The sequence below is a fragment of the Microbacterium sp. 22242 genome (assembly GCF_052045495.1).
In the GTDB taxonomy this organism is placed as follows: domain Bacteria; phylum Actinomycetota; class Actinomycetes; order Actinomycetales; family Microbacteriaceae; genus Microbacterium.
This window is the reverse complement of record NZ_JBQEOZ010000012.1, coordinates 103,378-122,362: the sequence shown is the minus strand read 5'-3', so window position 1 is coordinate 122,362 and position 18,985 is coordinate 103,378. Positions and strand designations below refer to the sequence as shown.

The 18,985-nt window shown below is 70.1% G+C and carries 14 protein-coding genes; 11 read left to right on the top strand and 3 right to left on the bottom strand.

What is annotated here, in order from left to right:
• Positions 1-2,051 (bottom strand): bifunctional aldolase/short-chain dehydrogenase (locus tag ACTJJZ_RS13710; protein WP_440721742.1); only part of this gene is annotated, 2,051 nt, incomplete at its 3' end.
• A gap of 115 nt (positions 2,052-2,166) precedes the next feature.
• Here ACTJJZ_RS13710 and ACTJJZ_RS13705 point away from each other — a divergent pair.
• The 6 genes from ACTJJZ_RS13705 (at position 2,167) to ACTJJZ_RS13680 (ending at position 9,320) form a co-directional block, all read left to right on the top strand.
• Complete coding sequence (locus ACTJJZ_RS13705) at positions 2,167-2,916, top strand: DeoR/GlpR family DNA-binding transcription regulator (protein ID WP_440721741.1); 750 nt, start codon at positions 2,167-2,169, stop codon at positions 2,914-2,916.
• Positions 2,917-3,146: 230 nt separating this feature from the next.
• Complete coding sequence (locus ACTJJZ_RS13700) at positions 3,147-4,706, top strand: sugar ABC transporter ATP-binding protein (protein WP_440721740.1); 1,560 nt, start codon at positions 3,147-3,149, stop codon at positions 4,704-4,706.
• Positions 4,703-5,704 carry an ABC transporter permease gene (locus ACTJJZ_RS13695; protein WP_440721739.1) on the top strand — a complete coding sequence of 334 codons (1,002 nt, stop codon included), beginning with the start codon at positions 4,703-4,705 and terminating at the stop codon, positions 5,702-5,704. Before ACTJJZ_RS13700 ends, ACTJJZ_RS13695 begins: the two co-directional genes overlap by 4 nt.
• A gap of 50 nt (positions 5,705-5,754) precedes the next feature.
• Positions 5,755-6,750 (top strand): sugar ABC transporter substrate-binding protein, encoded by a 996-nt coding sequence (locus ACTJJZ_RS13690; protein ID WP_440721738.1) that lies wholly within the window; start codon positions 5,755-5,757, stop codon positions 6,748-6,750.
• Positions 6,751-6,813: 63 nt separating this feature from the next.
• On the top strand, positions 6,814-7,869 hold the full coding sequence (locus ACTJJZ_RS13685) for a 2-hydroxyacid dehydrogenase (protein WP_440721737.1): 1,056 nt from the start codon (positions 6,814-6,816) through the stop codon (positions 7,867-7,869).
• Positions 7,866-9,320 (top strand): xylulokinase, encoded by a 1,455-nt coding sequence (locus ACTJJZ_RS13680; RefSeq protein ID WP_440721736.1) that lies wholly within the window; start codon positions 7,866-7,868, stop codon positions 9,318-9,320. Before ACTJJZ_RS13685 ends, ACTJJZ_RS13680 begins: the two co-directional genes overlap by 4 nt.
• A 56-nt stretch (positions 9,321-9,376) precedes the next feature.
• On the opposite strand, the gene ACTJJZ_RS13675 is transcribed toward ACTJJZ_RS13680, so the two are convergent.
• Both ACTJJZ_RS13675 and ACTJJZ_RS13670 read right to left on the bottom strand, forming a co-directional pair.
• On the bottom strand, positions 9,377-10,498 hold the full coding sequence (locus ACTJJZ_RS13675; RefSeq protein WP_440721735.1) for a LacI family DNA-binding transcriptional regulator: 1,122 nt from the start codon (positions 10,496-10,498) through the stop codon (positions 9,377-9,379).
• Between the two features lie 71 nt (positions 10,499-10,569).
• Positions 10,570-11,592 (bottom strand): hydroxyacid dehydrogenase, encoded by a 1,023-nt coding sequence (locus tag ACTJJZ_RS13670; protein WP_440721734.1) that lies wholly within the window; start codon positions 11,590-11,592, stop codon positions 10,570-10,572.
• Positions 11,593-11,821: 229 nt separating this feature from the next.
• On the opposite strand from ACTJJZ_RS13670, the gene ACTJJZ_RS13665 reads away from it, so the two are divergent.
• The 5 genes from ACTJJZ_RS13665 to ACTJJZ_RS13645 all read left to right on the top strand — a co-directional run bounded on the left by ACTJJZ_RS13665 (position 11,822) and on the right by ACTJJZ_RS13645 (position 18,960).
• Positions 11,822-12,871, top strand: a complete 1,050-nt coding sequence (locus ACTJJZ_RS13665) for an ABC transporter permease (RefSeq protein ID WP_440721733.1) — start codon at positions 11,822-11,824, stop codon at positions 12,869-12,871.
• Positions 12,861-13,811, top strand: coding sequence for a carbohydrate ABC transporter permease (locus ACTJJZ_RS13660; RefSeq protein WP_440721732.1), 951 nt, complete (start codon positions 12,861-12,863; stop codon positions 13,809-13,811). The genes ACTJJZ_RS13665 and ACTJJZ_RS13660 overlap by 11 nt, the downstream gene beginning before the upstream one ends.
• A gap of 72 nt (positions 13,812-13,883) precedes the next feature.
• Entirely contained in the window at positions 13,884-15,545 is a 1,662-nt protein-coding gene (locus tag ACTJJZ_RS13655; protein WP_440721731.1) for an extracellular solute-binding protein, read from the top strand.
• A 14-nt stretch (positions 15,546-15,559) separates the two neighbouring features.
• Positions 15,560-17,596 (top strand): DUF2264 domain-containing protein, encoded by a 2,037-nt coding sequence (locus ACTJJZ_RS13650; protein ID WP_440721730.1) that lies wholly within the window; start codon positions 15,560-15,562, stop codon positions 17,594-17,596.
• Positions 17,593-18,960: an alpha-L-fucosidase gene (locus ACTJJZ_RS13645; RefSeq protein WP_440721729.1), complete on the top strand. Its 1,368-nt coding sequence runs from the start codon at positions 17,593-17,595 to the stop codon at positions 18,958-18,960. The genes ACTJJZ_RS13650 and ACTJJZ_RS13645 overlap by 4 nt, the downstream gene beginning before the upstream one ends.
• The last annotated feature ends 25 nt before the right edge of the window (positions 18,961-18,985 follow it).

Below are 18,985 nucleotides of genomic sequence, written 5' to 3'. Positions count from 1 at the left end.
CGCAGGAAGGCGGCGGCGACGCCGGAGTCGACGGGGATGTGGAGTCCGGTGGTGCGGGTGAGGTCGGGGCCGGTGAGGACGTAGACGGCGTCGGCGACGTTTTCGGGGATGACTTCGCGTTTCAGGATGGTGCGGTTGGCGTAGTACTGGCCGAGGTCTTCTTCTTTGACGCCGTAGGTCGCGGCGCGGTTGGCGCCCCAGCCGGAGGCGAAGATCCCGGAGCCGCGGACGACGCCGTCGGGGTTGATGCCGTTGACGCGGATGCCGTGTTCGCCGAGTTCGACGGCGAGGAGGCGGACTTGGTGGGCTTGGTCGGCTTTGGTGGCGGAGTAGGCGATGTTGTTGGGTCCGGCGAAGACGCTGTTCTTGGAGGAGATGTAGATGATGTCGCCGCCGAGTTTCTGCTCGATGAGGATCCGCGCTGCGGTCTGGGAGACGAGGAAGGATCCTTTCGCCATCACGTCGTGCTGCAGGTCCCAGTCCTTCTCGGTGGTTTCGAGGAGGGGTTTGGACAGGGACAGGCCGGCGTTGTTGACGATCAGGTCGACTCCGCCGAACGCGAGCACGGCTTCATCGAGCGCGGCCTGGACGGCGTCGGCGTCGGCGACGTTCGCGGCGACCCCGATCGCGACATCCGTGCCCCCGAGCTCGGCGGCGGCGGCTTGGGCTTTGGTGAGGTCGAGGTCGGCGATGATCACGCAGGCGCCTTCTCGGGCGAGGCGGGTGGCGATGGCTTTGCCGATGCCACTCGCGGCGCCGGTGACGAACGCGATCCGCCCCTGGTGGGAGCGCGGTTTCGGCATGCGCTGCAGTTTCGCTTCCTCGAGCGCCCAGTACTCGATGCGGAACTTCTCCGCGTCCGAGATGGGGGTGTAGGTGGAGAGGGCTTCCGCGCCGGCCATGACGTTGATCGCGTTGACGTAGAACTCGCCCGCGACGCGGGCGGTCTGCTTGTTGGCACCGTAGGAGAACATGCCGACGCCGGGGATGAGGACGATGAGGGGGTCCGCGCCGCGGATCGCCGGGCTCCCGGTCCCTGAGCCTGTCGAAGGGACGGCGTGCGCGTCGTAGTACGCCTGGTACTCGGTCCGGTACTCCTGGTGCAGCTCGGTGAGGCGCGCGATCTGCTCCTCCACCGTGGCCGTCGCGGGCAGGTCCAGGATCAGCGGCTTCACCTTGGTGCGCAGGAAATGATCCGGGCAGCTCGTGCCCAGCCCGGCCAGGCGGGGGGCGTTCTCCGACGCCAGGAAGCCCAGCACCACGTCCGTGTCCGTGTAATGCCCCACCATGGGGTGATCGGTCGACGCGAGGCCCCGGATGGTGGGCGCCAACGCCGCCGCCCGGGCCCGCCGCTCGCCGTCAGGCAGCGCTTCGAACCCAGCCCGGGCCCCGCCGAACGGCTGAGCCTTCCCGTGCTCGGCGATAAACGCCGCCGCGGTCTCGATGATCCACCGGGAGTGCGCCTCCGCCTCCTCCGACGTGTCCCCCCAGGCGGTGATCCCGTGCCCGCCCAGGATGCACCCGACCGCGTCCGGGCTCGCCGCCTTGATCGCCGCGATGTCCAGACCCAGCTGGAACCCCGGACGCCGCCACGGCACCCACGCCACCCGCCCCCCGAAGATCCGCGCCGTCAGCGCCTCCCCGTCCGCAGCGGTCGCGATCGCGATCCCACTGTCCGGATGCAGGTGGTCGACGTGCGCGGCATCCACGAGCCCGTGCATAGCCGTGTCGATCGACGGTGCCGCACCCCCCTTGCCATGCAGGCAGTAATCGAACGCGGCGACCATCTCGTCCTCACGCTCCACCCCCGGGTAGACGTCGACGAGGGCCCGCAGCCGGTCCAGCCGCAACACCGCCAAACCCTGCTCCGTCAGCGTCCCCAGATCACCCCCGGAACCCTTCACCCACAACAACTCCACGGGCTCACCGGTCACCGGATCCCTCTCCACCCCCTTCGCGGAGGTGTTCCCGCCCGCATAATTCGTGTTCCTCGGATCCGCACCCAGACGATTCGAACGAGCGATAAGCGATGCAGCGGTGGGGTTCGTCATTGATGCTCCCTGAGGGCCGGACGCGCGGAGCACTCCAGCGCGAGATGTTAGTTCGTGTGAAAGATAACACGATCGGACATCACTGGGAAGTCCCGACCCCGTTAGCATGAGCCTCGTGAAGTCCCTCGCCGCCGAAGAGCGCTGGGCCTGGCTGCTCGAGCAGCTGAAGGAGTCCAAGGCCGTCTCGCTGGCCGACGCCGCCGTGGCGCTCGGCGTGAGCGAGATGACCGTGCGCCGCGACCTCAGCGGCATGGAGGAGCGCGGCATCGCGCGACGGGTGCGCGGCGGGGCCGTGTACAGCGGACCGGTCAGCTTCCAGGGCCGCGAGCGGTCGCACGCGGAGGAGAAGACCGCGATCGCCCAGAAGCTGCTCCCGCACGTGCCGATGAGCGGCGTCATCGCAATGGACTCGTCGACGACCATCCACCGTCTGGCGCTGGCGCTGCCGCCCTGCGACGACCTCACCGTGGTGACCAACGGGCTCACCACCTTCCAGGCACTGCAGGACCGACCCGGCGTGACGGCCATCCTCACCGGCGGAGCAGCCGACCGGAGATCCGATTCCCTCATCGGCCCGGTCGTGACGGCCTTCTTGGACGGGATCCGCTTCACCGCCTTCTTCGCCTCGGCAGCCGCGATCGACGAGCGGACGCTCTATGAGGACACGCTCGAGGAGGCCGAGGTGAAGCGCGCCTTCGCCCGCTCGGCCGCCCAGGTGCTGATCGGCGCGCACTCCGAGAAGCTCGACGGGGTCGCGACGGCCGCGTCCGTGCCGCTGGATCGGGTGGGTGTGCTCGCCACCGATCTGCCGCCGCGCCAGCAGGAGCTGACCGCGTACGCGCGGGTCGTGCACACCGTCCTCTGACCTTCCGCGCGCTCGCGCGTCGCGACAGCGAACGCGCCTCCTCGGCATGCCCACGCGCCACGGGAGGCGCTCGTCACGCCATGGGATGCGATCATCACGCCCAGATTTCACACACGTACTTGACAAGATCGAACATGATCTAACACACTGTCCTCACGACCGAGAACGAAGGAGTGCCCTCGGATGTCACGTCGACGAGCAGAGCAGCCGCGCACGGAAGGAGATCGCCGATGAGCTCTACAGTGCCGCAACCGCACGGATCGGCTTCCTCCCCCGGCGCACCGGACCAGGAGCCCCCGATCTCCGGGCTCTCCGTCCAGCTGGACGCGATCACCAAGCAGTACCCCGGCGTCGCCGCGCTCCAGGGCGTCTCCCTCGACCTCCGCGCCGGCGAGGTGCACGCGATCGTCGGCGAGAACGGCGCCGGCAAGTCCACGCTGATCAAGGTGCTCGCGGGCGCCGTCGAGCCGACCTCCGGCAGCATCGTCGTCGAGGGCGACGCGCACCCCCGGCTCACCCCGGCGACCGCGCAGGATCTCGGCATCGCCGTCATCTACCAGGAGTTCACCCTCGTCCCGACCCTGAACGCCGCCGAGAACGTCTTCCTCGGGCACTACATCCGCCGCGGCCCGGTCCTCGACCGCAAGCGCATGTACGCCGAGGCGAAGCGCCTGTTCCGCCGGCTCGGCGTCGACATCGATCCGAAGGCGATGGTCGGGGATCTGACCACCGGCTTCCAGCAGATCGTCGAGATCGCGAAGGCGCTCTCCCGCGACGCGCGACTGCTGATCATGGACGAGCCATCCGCCCCGCTCACCGCGACCGAGGTCGAGGCCATGTTCCGCGTCGTCGACGCGCTCAAGGCCGAGGGCATGACGATCGTCTACATCTCGCACCGGATGGACGAGATCTTCCGCCTCTCCGACCGGGTCACGACGCTGCGCGACGGCCAGCACATCGCCACCCAGAACACGGCGGACACCTCGCGCAGCGAGCTGATCCGGCTCATGGTGGGCCGCGAGCTCACCGCGGGCTACCCGGCGCGCGACGTCGCCCCGGGCGAGGTCTCGCTGCGAGTCTCCGGACTGACCGGCAACGGCGTGACCGACATCTCGTTCGAGGCGCACCGCGGGGAGATCCTCGGCTTCGCGGGCCTCATCGGCGCGGGCCGCACCGAGCTCATGGAGGTCCTCTTCGGCGCGAAGCGGATCGAGGCCGGCGAGGTCACCCTGCACGGCCGCTCGGTGGTCTCGCGCACGCCGATCCAGGCGATCGGCAACCGCATCGCGCTCGTCCCCGAGGACCGCAAACGGCACGGACTGGTGCTGGCGTTCTCGATCCAGCAGAACATCACCCTCCCGCTCGTGCGCGGGCTGTCCTCGTCGACGGTGCTGAACCGGCGCAAGGAGCGCGACCTCGCGGCCGAATACATGGGGGATCTGCGGATCAAGGCGCCCTCCGCGGCCGAGATCGTGGGCAACCTCAGCGGCGGGAATCAGCAGAAGGTCGTGCTGGCGAAGTGGCTCGCGACGCAGCCCGAGGTGCTCATCTTCGACGAGCCGACCCGGGGCATCGACGTCGGCGCCCGCGCCGAGATCTACCAGATCATGAACCGCCTCGCCGCGGAGGGCAAGACGATCCTGATGATCTCCTCCGACATGGAGGAGCTGATCGGGATGGCCGACCGGATCGTGGTCCTGCGCGAAGGGCTGCAGCAGGGCGTCCTGAACAAGAACGAAATCACCCAGGAGGCCGTGATGGCCCTGGCCGCTCAAGGAGAGCTCGAATGAAAGCCACCGTCATGACCCGGGTCAGGAACCTGGGGATCCTCCTCGTCTTCATCGTCCTGGTCGTCGTCTTCAGCGTGCTCACCCCGCAGTTCCTCGAACCGGGCAACATCTTCAACATCGCGCGCCAGATCGCCACCCTCGGCATCTGCGCCGTCGGCTTCTCGTTCGTCCTCATCACGGGCGGCATCGACCTGTCCGTCGGCTATCAGATCTCGCTGAACGTCGTCGTGACCGGCATGCTCATGGCCACTTTCGGTGTCCCCTGGTACCTCGCCTGCCTCATCGCGCTCGCGCTGGGCACCCTGATCGGCGTCGTGAACGGCCTGATCATCACCTACACCGGCGTCGCTCCGCTGATCGTGACGCTGTCGATGATGATGGTGCTGAACGGACTCAGCTACCTCATCTCGAAGGGCCTGCCGATCTTCGGCTTCCCCAAGGAGTTCTCGCTGCTCGGGCAGGGCGCCGTGTTCGGCGTCATCCCGGTCTCGCTGCTCTTCCTCATCGCGATCTGGGCGATCGGCCTGTTCATCCTGAACAAGACCTACATCGGCCGCTACTTCTACGCGATCGGCAACAATGCCGAGGCCGCCCGGCTCTCCGGCGTCAACACCCGGAGGACTCTGATCCTCGTCTACGCGCTCTGCGGCTTCTTCACGGCGATCGGCGCGATCCTGCTGCTGTCCCGGCTGAACTCGGCGCAGTCCGCCACCGGCGCCGGCTTCGAGTTCAGCGTGCTGACCGCCTGCGTGCTCGGCGGCATCAGCGTCATGGGCGGCCGCGGCAGCCTGTTCGGCGCCTTCATCGGCGTGCTGATCGTCGGCGTGCTCGACAACGGCCTCGTCCTCATGAACGTCAGCGCCTACGTGCAGCTCGTCATCAAGGGCTGCATCCTGCTCGCCGCCGTGATCTACGACGCGATGTCGAAGGGATCCCGGGGCCGCGCCAAGCAGATCGGCGGGGTCGCCCTGAAGTCCCCGACCGGCGTCGCCGCCTGATCCCCACCCCGCACCACTCCCCCGCAATCACCACCCGAAAGGAACACCCCGTGAAGAAGAGATTCGGCCTCGCCGCTGCGGCCGCTGCCGTCATCGCGCTGATGCTTTCCGGCTGCACCACCGTGCCCGACACCACCGCCGGCGGCGGCACCGCCAAGGGCGGTGAGAAGACGGTCGGCGTGACCTTCTCCGACCTGAGCAACCCCGTCTGGTCCGAGCTCGTGCAGGAGGCGCAGACCTACGGCAAGACCAAGGGCCTCGACGTCAACTACGTGGACGCGCACAACGACGCCGCCACCCAGGTCACCCAGATCGAGAACTTCATCCAGCAGGGCGTGAAGGCCATCATCATCTGCGCGGTCGACGCGAACGCCCTCAAGGACGTCACCGCGAAGGCGCAGAAGGCCGGCATCAAGGTGATCGGCTACACCCAGGTGCTGACGAACTACGACTCGCAGTACCTGGTCGACGCCAAGAAGACCGGCTACGCGAACGGCGAGGCCGCCGCGAAGTGGCTCACCAAGAACTACGGATCCACCGCACCCGTCGAGTGGGCGCTGATGGACCTGCCCCGCTTCCCGGAGATCATCGACCGTGCCAACGGCATCAAGGAGGCGGTCGCGAAGTTCGCGCCGAACGCCAAGCTCGTCGCGACGGCTCCCGCCCTGACCAGTGAGGACGGCGTCTCGAACGCGGAGAACTTCCTGCAGGCGCACCCGAACATCAAGATGATCGCCACCATCGGCGGCGGCGGAGCCGTCGGCGGCAATGAGGGCGTCAAGTCCGCGGGCGTCACCGACTTCAAGAAGTTCGGCCTGTTCGGGATCGATGCCACCCAGCAGGAGATCCAGAACATCATGAACGGCGACCCGGAGAAGTCGACGATCAGCCTCGGCGGCGGCAAGGCGCACGGCCGCACCCTGATCGACATCACCAGGGACCTGCTCGACGGCAAGAAGGTCGAGAAGGACCAGTACATGCCGATCAAGGTCATCGACGCGTCGAACGCGAAGGCGTACTACGACGAGGTCTTCGGCGGCAAGTAGGCAGTCGCCCGTCCGGCCGCCGACCTCGGCGGCCGGACGTCTCTCCTCCACGAAGGGAACCCCATGGTCCGTGTGCTCGCCGCCGGCGACCGCTTCATCCGCTCCTCGATGCTGAGCGACTGCGTCCGCGACGCGGTCTCCGAAGACGTCGACATCCGTGAGATCGAGTTCGGCTGGCCCGACGTCCCGTTCGGCCGGGTCGGCGACGTCGACGAAGCCTCCGGCACAGAGGACGAGCTCATCGCCGCGCTCGAGGGCGCCGAGGCGATCGTCACCCAGCTCGCCCCGCTCACCGCCCGGGTCATGGACGCACGCCCCGAGCTGAGACTGATCGCCGTCTCCCGCGGCGGCCCCACCAACGTCGACCTCGAGGCCGCCCGGGCGCGCGGCATCCGCGTCGCGAACGTGCCGGGACGCAACGGCGTCGCGACCGCCGAGATGACGATCGGGCTCGCACTCGCGATGCTGCGCAGGATCCCGCTCGCACACGGCAGCATGCTCGCCGGCCAGTGGCGCGGCGACCTCTACCGTTCGGACGCGGTCGGCCGCGAGGTCGCCGGATCCGTCATCGGGCTCCTCGGCGCGGGCGCGGTCGGCGCGCACGTCGCGCGCGTGTTCGCGGCGATGGGCGCGCACGTGCTCGTGTTCGACCCCTACCTCCCCGCCGGTGCGCTGGACGGTGTGGCCGAGCTCGTCCCCGAGGTCGATGACGTGTTCCGCCGCAGCGACCTCGTCTCGGTGCACGCGCGGCTGACGTCCGAGACGCACCATCTGGTGGACGGGGCTAGGATCGCGCTCATGCCCCGCGGATCCCTGCTCGTGAACGCGGCCCGCGGCGGTCTCGTCGACTACGACGCGGTGGCGGCGGCGATCGCCGAGGGCCACCTCGGCGGTGCGGCGTTCGACGTCTACCCGGAGGAGCCCGTCGACTTCGACCACCCGCTGTTCGCGCTGGCCCGCGACGGCGCCGATGTCGTCGTGACGCCGCACATCGCCGGCGCGAGCCGCGAGACCGCGCTCCGTGCCTCACGCGGTGTTGCCGAGGAACTGCGCCGCTACCTGGCCGGAGAGCCGGCACTGCACCCTCTCGTCGAGGGATCGCCGGCGGCACTCGCGTGAGCCGATCCGTCCGCCCGCAGCACGATCGAGGGGGCGCCGAGGCGCTTCTCGGGATCGACGTGGGCACGAGCTCGGCGAAGGTCGTCGCGACCGACCTGGACGGGCGCCGTCTCGCGGACCGGTCGGTGCCGTATCCGACCCGCACGAGCGGATCCGGCGCCGAGCAGGATGCGCGGGACTGGTGGCGCGTGGTCGTCGAGGCCACCGCCGCGGTCACCCGGGGCCTGGACGTGCGGGCCGTCGCGGTCACCTCGCAGGCGCCCACGTTCGTCCCGGTGGATGCGGCAGGCGAGCCGGTCGGCGCCGCGCTCACCTGGCTGGACCGTCGCGCCGTCGACGAGGCCGCCGAGGTCGCCGCACTCCACCCCGCGTCGCGCAACGGCGCGGATCCGTTCTTCGGCACGGCCAAGTTCGCCTGGCTGCAGCGGCACCGTCCGGACGAGCTGGCCGCCGCCCGCGCCGTGCTCTCCACCAACGGCTACATCGTCCGCCGGCTGACCGGCGCGTCGGTGCTCGACGAGACCACGGCCTCGCTCATGCAGGGCTTCGACGAGACGACCGGCGACTTCGCCGCGTCCGTGCGCGCCGCCGTGCCGGCGCTCGCGCTCCTCCCCCCGATCGTGCCCGCCGAGGCGATCGTCGGGACGGTGACCGCCGAGGCGTCCGCCGTGACCGGGATCCCTGCCGGCGTACCCGTGGCGGCCGGCGGGATCGACGCGATCGGCTCCGCGCTCGAGGCGGGCGCCCTCGCACCCGGCGACCCGCTCGTCGACATGACCGGGTTCTCGAGCGTCACGATGCTCGCCGTGCCGCGCGGCACCGCGATCCCGGGCTTCATCCACTCCCGGCACTGCCTGTCCGGAGTGGACCTGCTGATCACGGCGCAGGTCACGGCGGGCGCGACGATCGACTGGGTCAACTCGCTCGACCGCTCCCGCGACCTGCGGCAGGCCGCCGAGATCCTGGCGCGCCCGCGCCCGGGCCGCGTGACGATGGTGCCGAGCCTCGCCGGCGAGCGCACCCCGACCTGGAACCCGTCCGCGCGCGGCATCGTCGCAGGGATCGACCTGACCGTCGACGGCATCGACCTGATGCTCGCCGCGATGGAGGGAAACGCCCTCGCGCTCGCCCGGGACGTCGCCGCGATGCGCGCGGCAGGATTCGAGATCGATCGGCTGATCAGCACGGGCGGAGGGGCGTCCTCGGACGCCTGGCTGCAGATCAAGGCGGATGTCCTCGGGATCCCCGTGCTCCGTCCCGCGAGCGGGCACGGCGCCGCACAGGGCGCCGCCGGGCTGGCGGGCCTCGCGGCGGGGCTGATCGGCTCGGTCACGCAGCTCACCGGGCTCGCCGCCGAGATCGAGGCCGAGTTCGCCCCCGATGCCGATCGGCATGCGGCCTACGCCGAAGCGCGCGAGCGCTTCGCGTCGCTGTCCGCGCTCAACGGCTGAGCCGCGAGCGGGGCGACGCCCGCGAACCGCTCCCCGGCCGGGATCCCGCCGAGTTCTCAGCGCCGCGACGCCCACGGGGTCGCGGCGGGTGCGGCGACCGAGTCGCGCACGACGAGCCGGGTGCCGACGATGATCTCGCCGTCGGCATGGCGACCGAACGCGTCGTCCGTGCGGCTCAGGGCGAGGCGCACGCTCTCGCGCCCCATGTCCTCGAGCGGCACGTGCACGGTGGTCAGCTTCGGGGTGAGCTCGCTGGACTGCGGGATGTCGTCATAGCCGACGAGGGACATGTCCTCCGGAACCCGCACACCCTGCGCGGTCATCGCGTCCAGCGCGCCGGCGGCGACCAGGTCGTTCGCGGCGAAGACGGCGGTGACGTCGAGGCGGGAGTCGAGCACCTCGGTCATGGCCGTGTGGCCGAAGCGCCGGCCGAACGCCCCCTGCCGCACCAGCGCCGCCGGCACCTCGAAACCGTGCGACTGCATGGCCCGGTGGTATCCGGCGAGGCGCGCGACGCTGGTCGACAGCCCGATCGGGCCGCCGAGGTACAGGATCCGCCGGTGCCCCTGCGAGATGAGGTGCTCCGTGACCGCGAACGCTCCGCCCTCGTTGTCGTAGCCCACGACCTTGGTGGGCACCTTGTCGCCCACCGAGGGGCGCCCGCAGAGCACCAGCGTGGATCCGATCCCCGCCAGCACCCGCGCACGCTCCGCCATGCGGCGCCGCGCGCTCTGGTCGTCGTAGCCGCCGCCCACGACGATCACCGCGTCGGCGCGCTGGCTGATCATGCGGTCGATGAGCTCGATCTCGCGATCAACGTCCCCCTGGGATGCGGCGACGATGCACAGCCGCCCTGTCGAGGCCGCCTCCTGCTCGACACCGCGCACGATGTACGAGAAGAACGGATCGACGAGGTCGTTCACGATGATGCCGACGCTGTGGGTGGCCGCGCTCGCGAGGGCGCGGGCGTGCGCATTCGCGGTGTAGCCGAGGTCGTCGATCGCGCGCTTGACGGCGTCGCGGGTCGCCTGCGCCACCGGGTAGTTGCCGTTGAGCACGCGCGACACGGTCGCGGAGGAGACACCGGCCCGTTCGGCCACGTCGGACATCGTGACGGCGTGCAGGCCCCGCACCGAGGCGTCGCCGCCCGGCGTCGTGATCCCGCTCTGGGTCGTCATCCTGTCCTCCTCTCCTCGATCCTGATCGCCGCGTTCTCGCGAGGCGCCCTACAGGTCCGCGCTCTGCCGCGTCAGGCGGTGTACGCCAGCTCCTCGGCGCGCAGCTCGTGCACGAGGGCCCCTCGACCAACGTAGTGCGCGACCTCGCGCACGGCCGAGTCGCCCAGCCGATGGATCTCGTTGCCGAGGGCCCCCGCGATGTGCGGCGTCAGGACGACGTTCGGCAGTGCGTACAGCGGCGAGTCCGCGGGCAGCGGCTCGGGATCCGTGACGTCGAGATAGGCGTCCAGCCGGCCCGTCGCCGCCTCCGCGGCGAGCGCGGCGGTGTCGATCAGCGCCCCGCGCGCGGTGTTGACGATCACCGCCCCGTCGCGCAGCAGCGCGAGCTCGCGGGCCGCGATGATGCGATGCGTCTCGGGCGTGCTCGGCGCGTGCAGGGTGAGCACGTCGCTGCGACGGCACAGCTCGTCCAGCGGCACCATCTCGACGCCGAGCAGCGTGGCGTCCTCCGGCGTGAGATAGGGATCGCACACGAGGATCCGCGCCTGCAGCAGCCGCACGAGCCGGATCACCTCGCGCCCCACCCGGGAGGCGCCGAGGATGCCGACCGTGACGCCGTTCGTGCCGATCGGGGGCACGCCTGCGACGGAGCGGCGCCGCCGCGTGGTGCGCAGCTGATCGGCGAACCGGCTCGCGCGCTTGAGACCGAACACGATGGCGGCGAAGGTGAACTCCGCGACGGGCGTCGCGTTCGCGGAGGCGGCGGTGCTGACCCTGACTCCGCGCCGGAACGCCTCCGCGTCGAGGAACGTCTTGACCGTGCCCGCGGTGTGCGCGACGAGCTCGAGCCGGGGTGCGAGATCGAGAACCGCGGCGTCGATGCGGGGCGCACCCCATCCGGTCAGCATGACCGAGGCGTCGCTCAGCGCGGCGCGGGCGGACGGCGCGGCGAAGTCGGTGATCGGGAGCGGCCCCGCCAGGTCGACCACGTCGCGCAGCCGGAGGAGAGCATCTGCGGTGAACACCGTGCGGAAGGTCTCCTCGGCCATGACGATCACGGCGCGCGGCCGGGAGGGAACGGGATCCTGATCCACATCGATCCTTTCTTTCACGCTCGATAGTAAGCGCATACTATGCGGCGCGTCCACCTCGGTCGCGAAATCCCCATCGGAGACACCGCAAAAGTCGAGATTCTCAGAGATTCCGCCGCGAACGTTGACACGGTGCCTACCCTCCTGTACGGTCGCAAAACAGCAAGCGCTTACTAAAGCTTGCGGAGAACCGATGACGCTTCCTCCGTTGCGTCGCATGTCGAGGTCGAAGATGAGCAGCTACAGCGAGGCCCTCGTGCAGAGCACGACAGCCCCGATCGACGGTGCCCCCGGCGCGAAGCCGGAACGCCCCGCGCCGAAGGCGGGCAGACGCACCACGGTGGTCGACGGCATCCCGGTCCGCAAGAAGCGGACGCTCTGGGCGCGCATCAAGCGCGACCGGATGATGCTGCTGCTGATCGCCCCCGGCTTCCTCTACTTCGTGGTGTTCCACTATCTGCCCCTGCCGGGCAACATCGTCGCGTTCGAGAACTACCAGCCCTACCTCGGCTTCATCGAGAGCAGCTGGGCCGGCCTCGACAACTTCACGAAGATCTTCGCCGACCCCACGTTCTGGCAGGCCCTGCGCAACACCGTGGTGATCACCGGATTGCAGCTGGTGCTGTTCTTCCCGATCCCGATCGTGCTCGCGCTGCTGCTGAACAGCATCATGTCGGGACGGATCCGCAAGTTCGTGCAGAGCGTCGTCTATCTGCCGCACTTCCTCGGCTGGGTGATCATCGTCTCGATCTTCAACCAGGTGCTCGGGGCGACCGGCGTAGTCCCGCACCTCATGGAGCTGTTCGGCATGCATCCGTTCAACGCCATGACCACGCCGTGGTTCTTCCCGTTCCTGGTGTCGATGCAATCGGCCTGGAAGGACGCCGGATGGGGCACGATCATCTTCCTCGCGGCCCTCATGAACATCGACCAGGAGCTGTACGAGGCGGCGGCCGTGGACGGCGCCGGGCCCTGGCAGCGGATGCGCAGCATCACCATCCCCGGGATCATGCCGGTCATCATCCTGCTGCTGATCCTGAACCTCGGCAGCATCCTGTCCGTCGGGTTCGAGCAGATCGTGCTGCAGCGCGACAACGTCGGCGCCGGCGCCGGCGAGGTGCTCGACACCTGGGTCTACTACAACGGCATCCAGAACGGGCAATGGGGCCCGGCCGCCGCCGTCGGCCTGGTGAAGGGCGTCGTGGGGCTCGCGCTCGTGCTCGGCGCCAACAAGGTCGCTCATCTGTTCGGCCAGGAAGGGGTGTACTCCAGTGGCAAGTGACGCGCAGCTGACGACCAGGGCGGTCCTCATGCCGAAAGACCGGCGCGCCGCGCGCAGGGCCGAGTCGGCGCGCCCCGCCTGGATGGAGAAGCCGAGCCGTCTGAGCAGGGCCGGCAAGGCGGTCGTGATCACCCTGATCTGCATCGTGACGATCTACCCGTTCCTCACCGTGCTCTCCACGAGCCTGTCCGACAGCACCGACATCGCGAACGCGAACGGTCTCGTGCTGATCCCGCTGCATCCGACCTTCGCCGCCTACGAGACGATCTTCGCGGGGGGCGTGGTCACGGCCGCCCTCGTCCGCAGCATCCTCATCACGGTGATCGGCACGCTGTGCTCGCTCGCCGCGACCGTGGGGATGGCGTACGGCCTCTCCCGGCGCGATCTCGCCTTCGGGCGGTTCATCCTGCTGACGGCGCTGTTCACGATGCTGTTCAGCCCCGGCATCATCCCGAGCTTCCTCATGGTCAAGCAGCTCGGCCTGCTCGGCAGCTACGCGGCCCTGGTGCTGCCCACCCTGATCTCGGCGTTCAACCTCGTGGTGGTGCGCTCGTTCTTCATGGGGCTGCCGCAGGAGCTGTTCGAGGCGGCCAGGATCGACGGCGCCGGCGACTTCCGGATCCTCGTGAGGATCGTGCTCCCGCTCTCCAAGGGCGTGCTCGCCGTGGTCGGCCTGTTCTACGCCGTCGCCTACTGGAACGCGTTCTTCAACGCGATGCTCTACCTGCGGAGCGATCAGTGGCCGCTGTCGATGATCCTGCGCCAGTACGTGCTGCTCGGATCCCCGCTCGACACCGCCTCGGTGGGCGAGATCTCGGCGCCCTCGCAGGCGATCCAGATGGCCGTCGTCGTGATCAGCCTGGTGCCGATCCTGCTCGTCTACCCGTTCCTGCAGAAGTACTTCACCAAGGGCGTCCTGACCGGCGCCGTCAAGGGCTGACACCCGAACCTCACCCTCCCGCAACACGACAACCCCCTCAGCACAGCAACACCCGACAGAAAGGAGCCCCTCGTGGCTCTCGAGACGAACCGGCGGACCTTCCTCTCCTTCGCCGCACTCAGTGCCCTCGCCGTCGTCACCACCGGCTCGCTCGCCGGCTGCGGCACCCAGAGCACCCTGAAGGCGTCGGCGGCCTCCGCCGGCGTGCTGCCGAAGTACATCCCGCTCAGCGGTGCGACCCCCGACCTGCCCGGCAACGCCGCCGGCGTCCCGGCCGCGTTCTACAACTACCCGGCGAAGCCGTTCCGCGCGGTCTCCGCGCCCTTCCTGAAAGGGCAGAAGATCACCGCGATCACCAACATCTTCGGCCCGCCGCCCACTCCGGCCGACAACAACCCCGCCTGGCAGGAGATCCAGAAGCGCCTCGGCGGCACCGTCGACCTCACCGCCGTGTCGAGCGACGACTACGACACCAAGCTGAACACCGTGATCGCGGGCAGCGACATGCCCGACCTCATGCTCAACGACGGCGCCGCCATCCCCGACATCATCGGGTTCCTGGAGTCGTCCTGCCAGGACCTCACGCCCTTCCTCGCCGGCGACAAGGTCAAGGCCTACCCGAACCTGGCCAACATCCCGCAGGCGTTCTGGAAGCCGACCGTGCAGAACGGCAAGCTCTACGGGATCCCGATCCCGCGCAGCATGACCGGCGGATCGGGGTTCATCAACCAGACCTTCTTCGCGGCCGCCGGCGTGACCGACACCGGCACGATCAAGAGCGCGGACGACTACCTCTCGCTCGCCAAGCAGCTCACCGGCGCGAACCGCTGGGCGCTCGGCAGCACGAAGTTCGGGCTGGTCCCGTTCGAGCACATCTTCCACGTGCCGTACAACTGGGCGCTGAAGAACGGCAAGCTCGTCAAGGACATCGAGACGCCGGAGTACCTCGAGGCGATCAGCTTCGTGCAGAAGCTGTACGCCGCCGGCTGCTTCGCACCGGGCAGCGAGGGCTGGACCAAGTCGCAGATGCAGAACGCGTTCATCTCGGGTCAGGTCGCGCAGATCTACGACGGGCTGCCCGCCTTCGGCAAGCCGGGCGGATACCAGCAGACCGTGCCCGCCGCCAACCCCGCCAACAAGGTCGTGCCGTTCGTGCCGTTCAGCGCGCACGGAGGCAAGGCGATGGTGTGGCTGGACAACATCGACTTCGCCTGGACGATGGTGAAGAAGGGCAGCACGGATCACATCAAGCTCGTGCTGCAGCTCGCGAACTTCCTCGCATCCCCGTTCGGCAGCGAGGAGTACCTGCTCATGAACTACGGCGTCGAGGGCGCCGACTACGCGAAGGACGCCAAGGGCAACCCCGTGCCGACCCCGCAGGCCGCGCTGGACACCGCCGTGCCGTGGCGGTACCTGACGGCGGGCCCCAACACGCTCTACTCGCCGCAGTTCCCCGACGCGATCAAGACCCTGCACGAGGCCTACGCGAAGCTGATTCCGCTCGGCGTCGCCGATCCCACCCAGGGCCTGTTCAGCCCCACCAACGCCCAGCAGGGCCTGACCATCGCCAAGCCGGTCAGTGACGCCGTGACCAACTTCATCGCGGGACGCGGATCGCTGAACGACGTGAAGAGCGCGATCGCGAACTGGAAGAGCGCGGGCGGCGACAAGATCCGCTCCGAGTTCCAGGCGGCGCTGAACGGACCGACCTCGAGCCCGTCTCCGTCGGCCTGACCCGGCACGGATCCGTGAGCGCGGGAGAGGACGGCGTGGGAGTGCGCACGGCGAGAGACGACATCGCGTCGACGACGGCGACGGATGCCGTGCTCTCCCCGTTCACGGGGTGGGGCCGGTCGCACTGGGAGACCGTGGCGGACGACTGGCTCGGCCGGATCGCCGCCCACGACAGCCCCGGCGGCGCCCTGCCCCGCCTGCCCGGCCGGGTCACCGCCGACGGGGTGCGGCGCGAGGGCATGGAGACGGTGGGCCGGTCGTTCCTGCTCGCCGCGCCCCGCATCGCCGGCGCGGACGACCCCTCGGATCCGGCCGTGCAGAGCCATCTGGAGCGGTACTCCCGCGCCCTGCTCGCCGGCACGGAGCCGGGCGGTCCTGAGGCGTGGCCGCTCGGTGTCACCTGCCGGCTCCCGCTCACCGGGATCACGAACTCGATCGTCGAGGCCGCCAACATCGCCTTCGGCCTGCACGTGAGCCGGGAGCGCCTCTGGGACGGGCTGACCCGGCCCGAGCAGCGGCAGCTCGCCGACTGGCTGCGTCACCATGCCCGCTGCGAGGTGTGGCAGAACAACTGGCAGCTCTTCCCGGCGATGGCGGAGGGATTCCTGCGCTCGGTCGGCGAGGACGTGCGCGGTCTGCAGGCGGCGCGCAACGTGGCGCGGGTGGAGTCCTGGTATCTCGGGGACGGCTGGTACACCGACGGCCCCGAGCACGCGATCGACTACTACAACGCGTGGGCCATCCACCCCTACCTGTGGGCCTGGTACCGGATGACGGACACGGTGCACAGCCCGGAAGGGCAACGCCACCTCGAGCGCCTGCACGACTTCTCCGCGTCCCTCGCGCACTTCTTCGCCGCCGACGGATCCGTGCTGCACCAGGGCCGCTCACTCACGTACCGCACGGCCCTGCTCGCCGCGCTCTGGTGCGCCGACGCGTCGGGGGCGAGTGCGCTCACGCCCGGGCAGACCCGCCGGATCGCCTCCGGCGTGCTCTCGCGCTTCACAAGTCAGGGCGTCGGCGTCGACGGTACGCTCTCGCTGGGCTGGTACGGCCCGTTCGAGCCGATGTGCCAGGACTACAGCGGCTTCGGATCGCCCTACCTCGCGGGGATCGGGTTCCTCGGGCTCGCCCGGCCCGCGACCGCTCCGGTGTGGGCGGACGTCGAGGAGGCGCACCCCGCGGACCGCGGGGGCTTCACCCGGCCGATCGAGCCAGCGGGGTGGGTGCTGCGCGCGGCGTCCGACGGCATCGTCCGGATGGCGAACCACGGCTCCGACCACGCCACCCTGCCGGTGGGCGACGACGTCGACCGCGACGACCCGCACTACGCGAAGTTCGGGTACACCACGCACACCGCGCCGGGCACCGGACCGGCCTGGGTCGACGCGATCGACTCCCACTTCGCGCTCCTCGACGCCGAGGGCAACGGCAGCCGGCGCAGCACCCTGCGCGCCAGCCGCGTCGAGGGCGCGCTCTCCGGCTCGGTGCACGTGCCGCAGTTCGCCCGCCGCGCCCTGCCCGGGTGCGCGGTGACGACCGTGACCGCCGCGCACGACGTGTACGAGGTGCGGGCGCACCTGGTCGAGACGGACCGGGAGTGGGCCATGCGCGAGGGCGGCTATGCGGTCGCCGACGACGCACCGCTGGAAAGCGGGACCTTCGACGGCGGCGCCTGGACGCGCGGGCGCGACGGACTCCTCTCGGCCGTGGTCGGCCTGCACGGCTGGGCCCTTCCGGCCCCTGAGCCCGCCGCAGGGGCCCGCGTCCACGACTACCGGGACGCGAACGCGATGGGGTCGCACTCCGCCACCCCGGCCCTGTGCGGCCGCACGGGCGTCGGCCGCACGGTCGTCGTCACCCTGCACCTGCTGGAGCGGGGCGGCGAGCCGGACCCGCAGTCGTGGCGCGACGAGGTCGCCGTGCGCGTGGACGGCACGTTCGTGCGGCTCGACTGGGCCGCGGGCGGGTCCGCCGAGTTCGACCTGGCGACCTTCGTGCCCTGGGACGGCCATCCGGGCCTCACCGGCCCCCGCGGAGAAGCGGCATGATCGCGCTGCGGCACGGCGCGGGCGCACAGGAGCGCCGTCAGGATGCGGCGATGCGGGCCTTCCGCGCCGACCGGTTCGGTCAGTTCGTGCACTGGGGCCTCTACGCGATCCCGGCCGGCACCTGGCAGGGGCGCACGATCGAGTTCGCCGCCGAGTTCCTGATGCACTCCGCGCACGTGAGCCGGGAGGACTGGGCCGCCCTCGCCGGGGACTTCACGCTCGACGGCTTCGACCCGGCCGCCTGGGCGCGCACGGCCAGGCGTCTGGGCGCGCGCTACGTGACCGTGACCACCAAGCACCACGATGGGTTCTGCCTCTGGCCGAGCGCTTACAGCGACTTCACGGTCGCGGCGACGCCCTCGAAGCGCGACGTCCTCGGCGAGATCGTCGCCGCCTACCGCGCCGAGGGCCTGGCCGTGCACCTGTACTACTCGGTGCTGGACTGGCATCATCCGGACTGGCGGTACGCGCTCGACACGGACGAGGATCGTGCCGCGTTCGACCGCTACCTGGCGTTCGCGACCGCGCAGCTGACCGAGCTGGCCGAGCGGTATCCGGACGTCCGCGGCTTCTGGTTCGACGGCACCTGGGACGAGTCCGTCAAGGCGAACGGAGGCTGGACGGCCGAGATCGAGCGGATCCTGAAGGAGCGGATCCCCGGCGCGATCGTGAACAGCCGGCTCCGTGCCGACGACCTCGGCGCCCGGCACTTCGACTCCAACGGCGCGCTGATGGGCGACTACGAGAGCGGCTACGAGCGTCGCCTGCCCGCTCCCTGGGACCGCTCGGTGACCGCGCACGACTGGGAGGCGTGCGCGACGATCACGCAGGCCACCTGGGGCTTCCACGACTCGGCGTGGGCGGACCGCGGACGCAAGACGCCGGCGCAGATCGTCGAGCAGCTCGCCCAGACGGTGAGCCTCGGCGGCAATCTGCTGCTGAACTTCGGTCCGCGCGGCGACGGATCCCTGGCACCCGCCGAGGTCGTACTCGCCGAGGAGACCGGGGCCTGGATGGACGTCAACGGCGCCGCGATCCACGACTCGGGCGTCGCCGAGCAGTGGACCTACCCGGGCTGGGGCTTCTACACCGCCCGCGCCGACACGGGGCTCGTCCACGCGATCGTGACCCGGATCCCGGTGTCCGGGATCCTCACGATCGAGGTCCCCGCCGGGCTCGCGCTGCGCTCGGTGCGCGAGCTCTCCGACGGCGCGGCCGTCCCGCTCACCGTGCTCGACGCGCGCACGGTCCAGTTCCCGGTTCCCGCCTCGACGGGCATGCCGGTCGTGTTCGCGCTCGAGACCGGACCCGCCGGAGAGGATCCGGCGCTGCGCGAGCCCAATCCCGACGTCGCGCTCGTGTAGCAACGCACGAGCGGGCGCCTTCCCG

What these genes read in the sequence shown, in the direction of transcription:
- ACTJJZ_RS13700 (WP_440721740.1), top strand. Translation starts at nt 3,147, where the DNA reads ATGAGCTCTACAGTGCCGCAACCGCACGGATCGGCTTCCTCCCCCGGC.
- ACTJJZ_RS13685 (WP_440721737.1), top strand. Translation starts at nt 6,814, where the DNA reads ATGGTCCGTGTGCTCGCCGCCGGCGACCGCTTCATCCGCTCCTCGATG.
- ACTJJZ_RS13665 (WP_440721733.1), top strand. Translation starts at nt 11,822, where the DNA reads ATGAGCAGCTACAGCGAGGCCCTCGTGCAGAGCACGACAGCCCCGATC.
- ACTJJZ_RS13675 (WP_440721735.1), bottom strand. Translation starts at nt 10,498, where the DNA reads ATGACGACCCAGAGCGGGATCACGACGCCGGGCGGCGACGCCTCGGTG.
- ACTJJZ_RS13695 (WP_440721739.1), top strand. Translation starts at nt 4,703, where the DNA reads ATGAAAGCCACCGTCATGACCCGGGTCAGGAACCTGGGGATCCTCCTC.
- ACTJJZ_RS13645 (WP_440721729.1), top strand. Translation starts at nt 17,593, where the DNA reads ATGATCGCGCTGCGGCACGGCGCGGGCGCACAGGAGCGCCGTCAGGAT.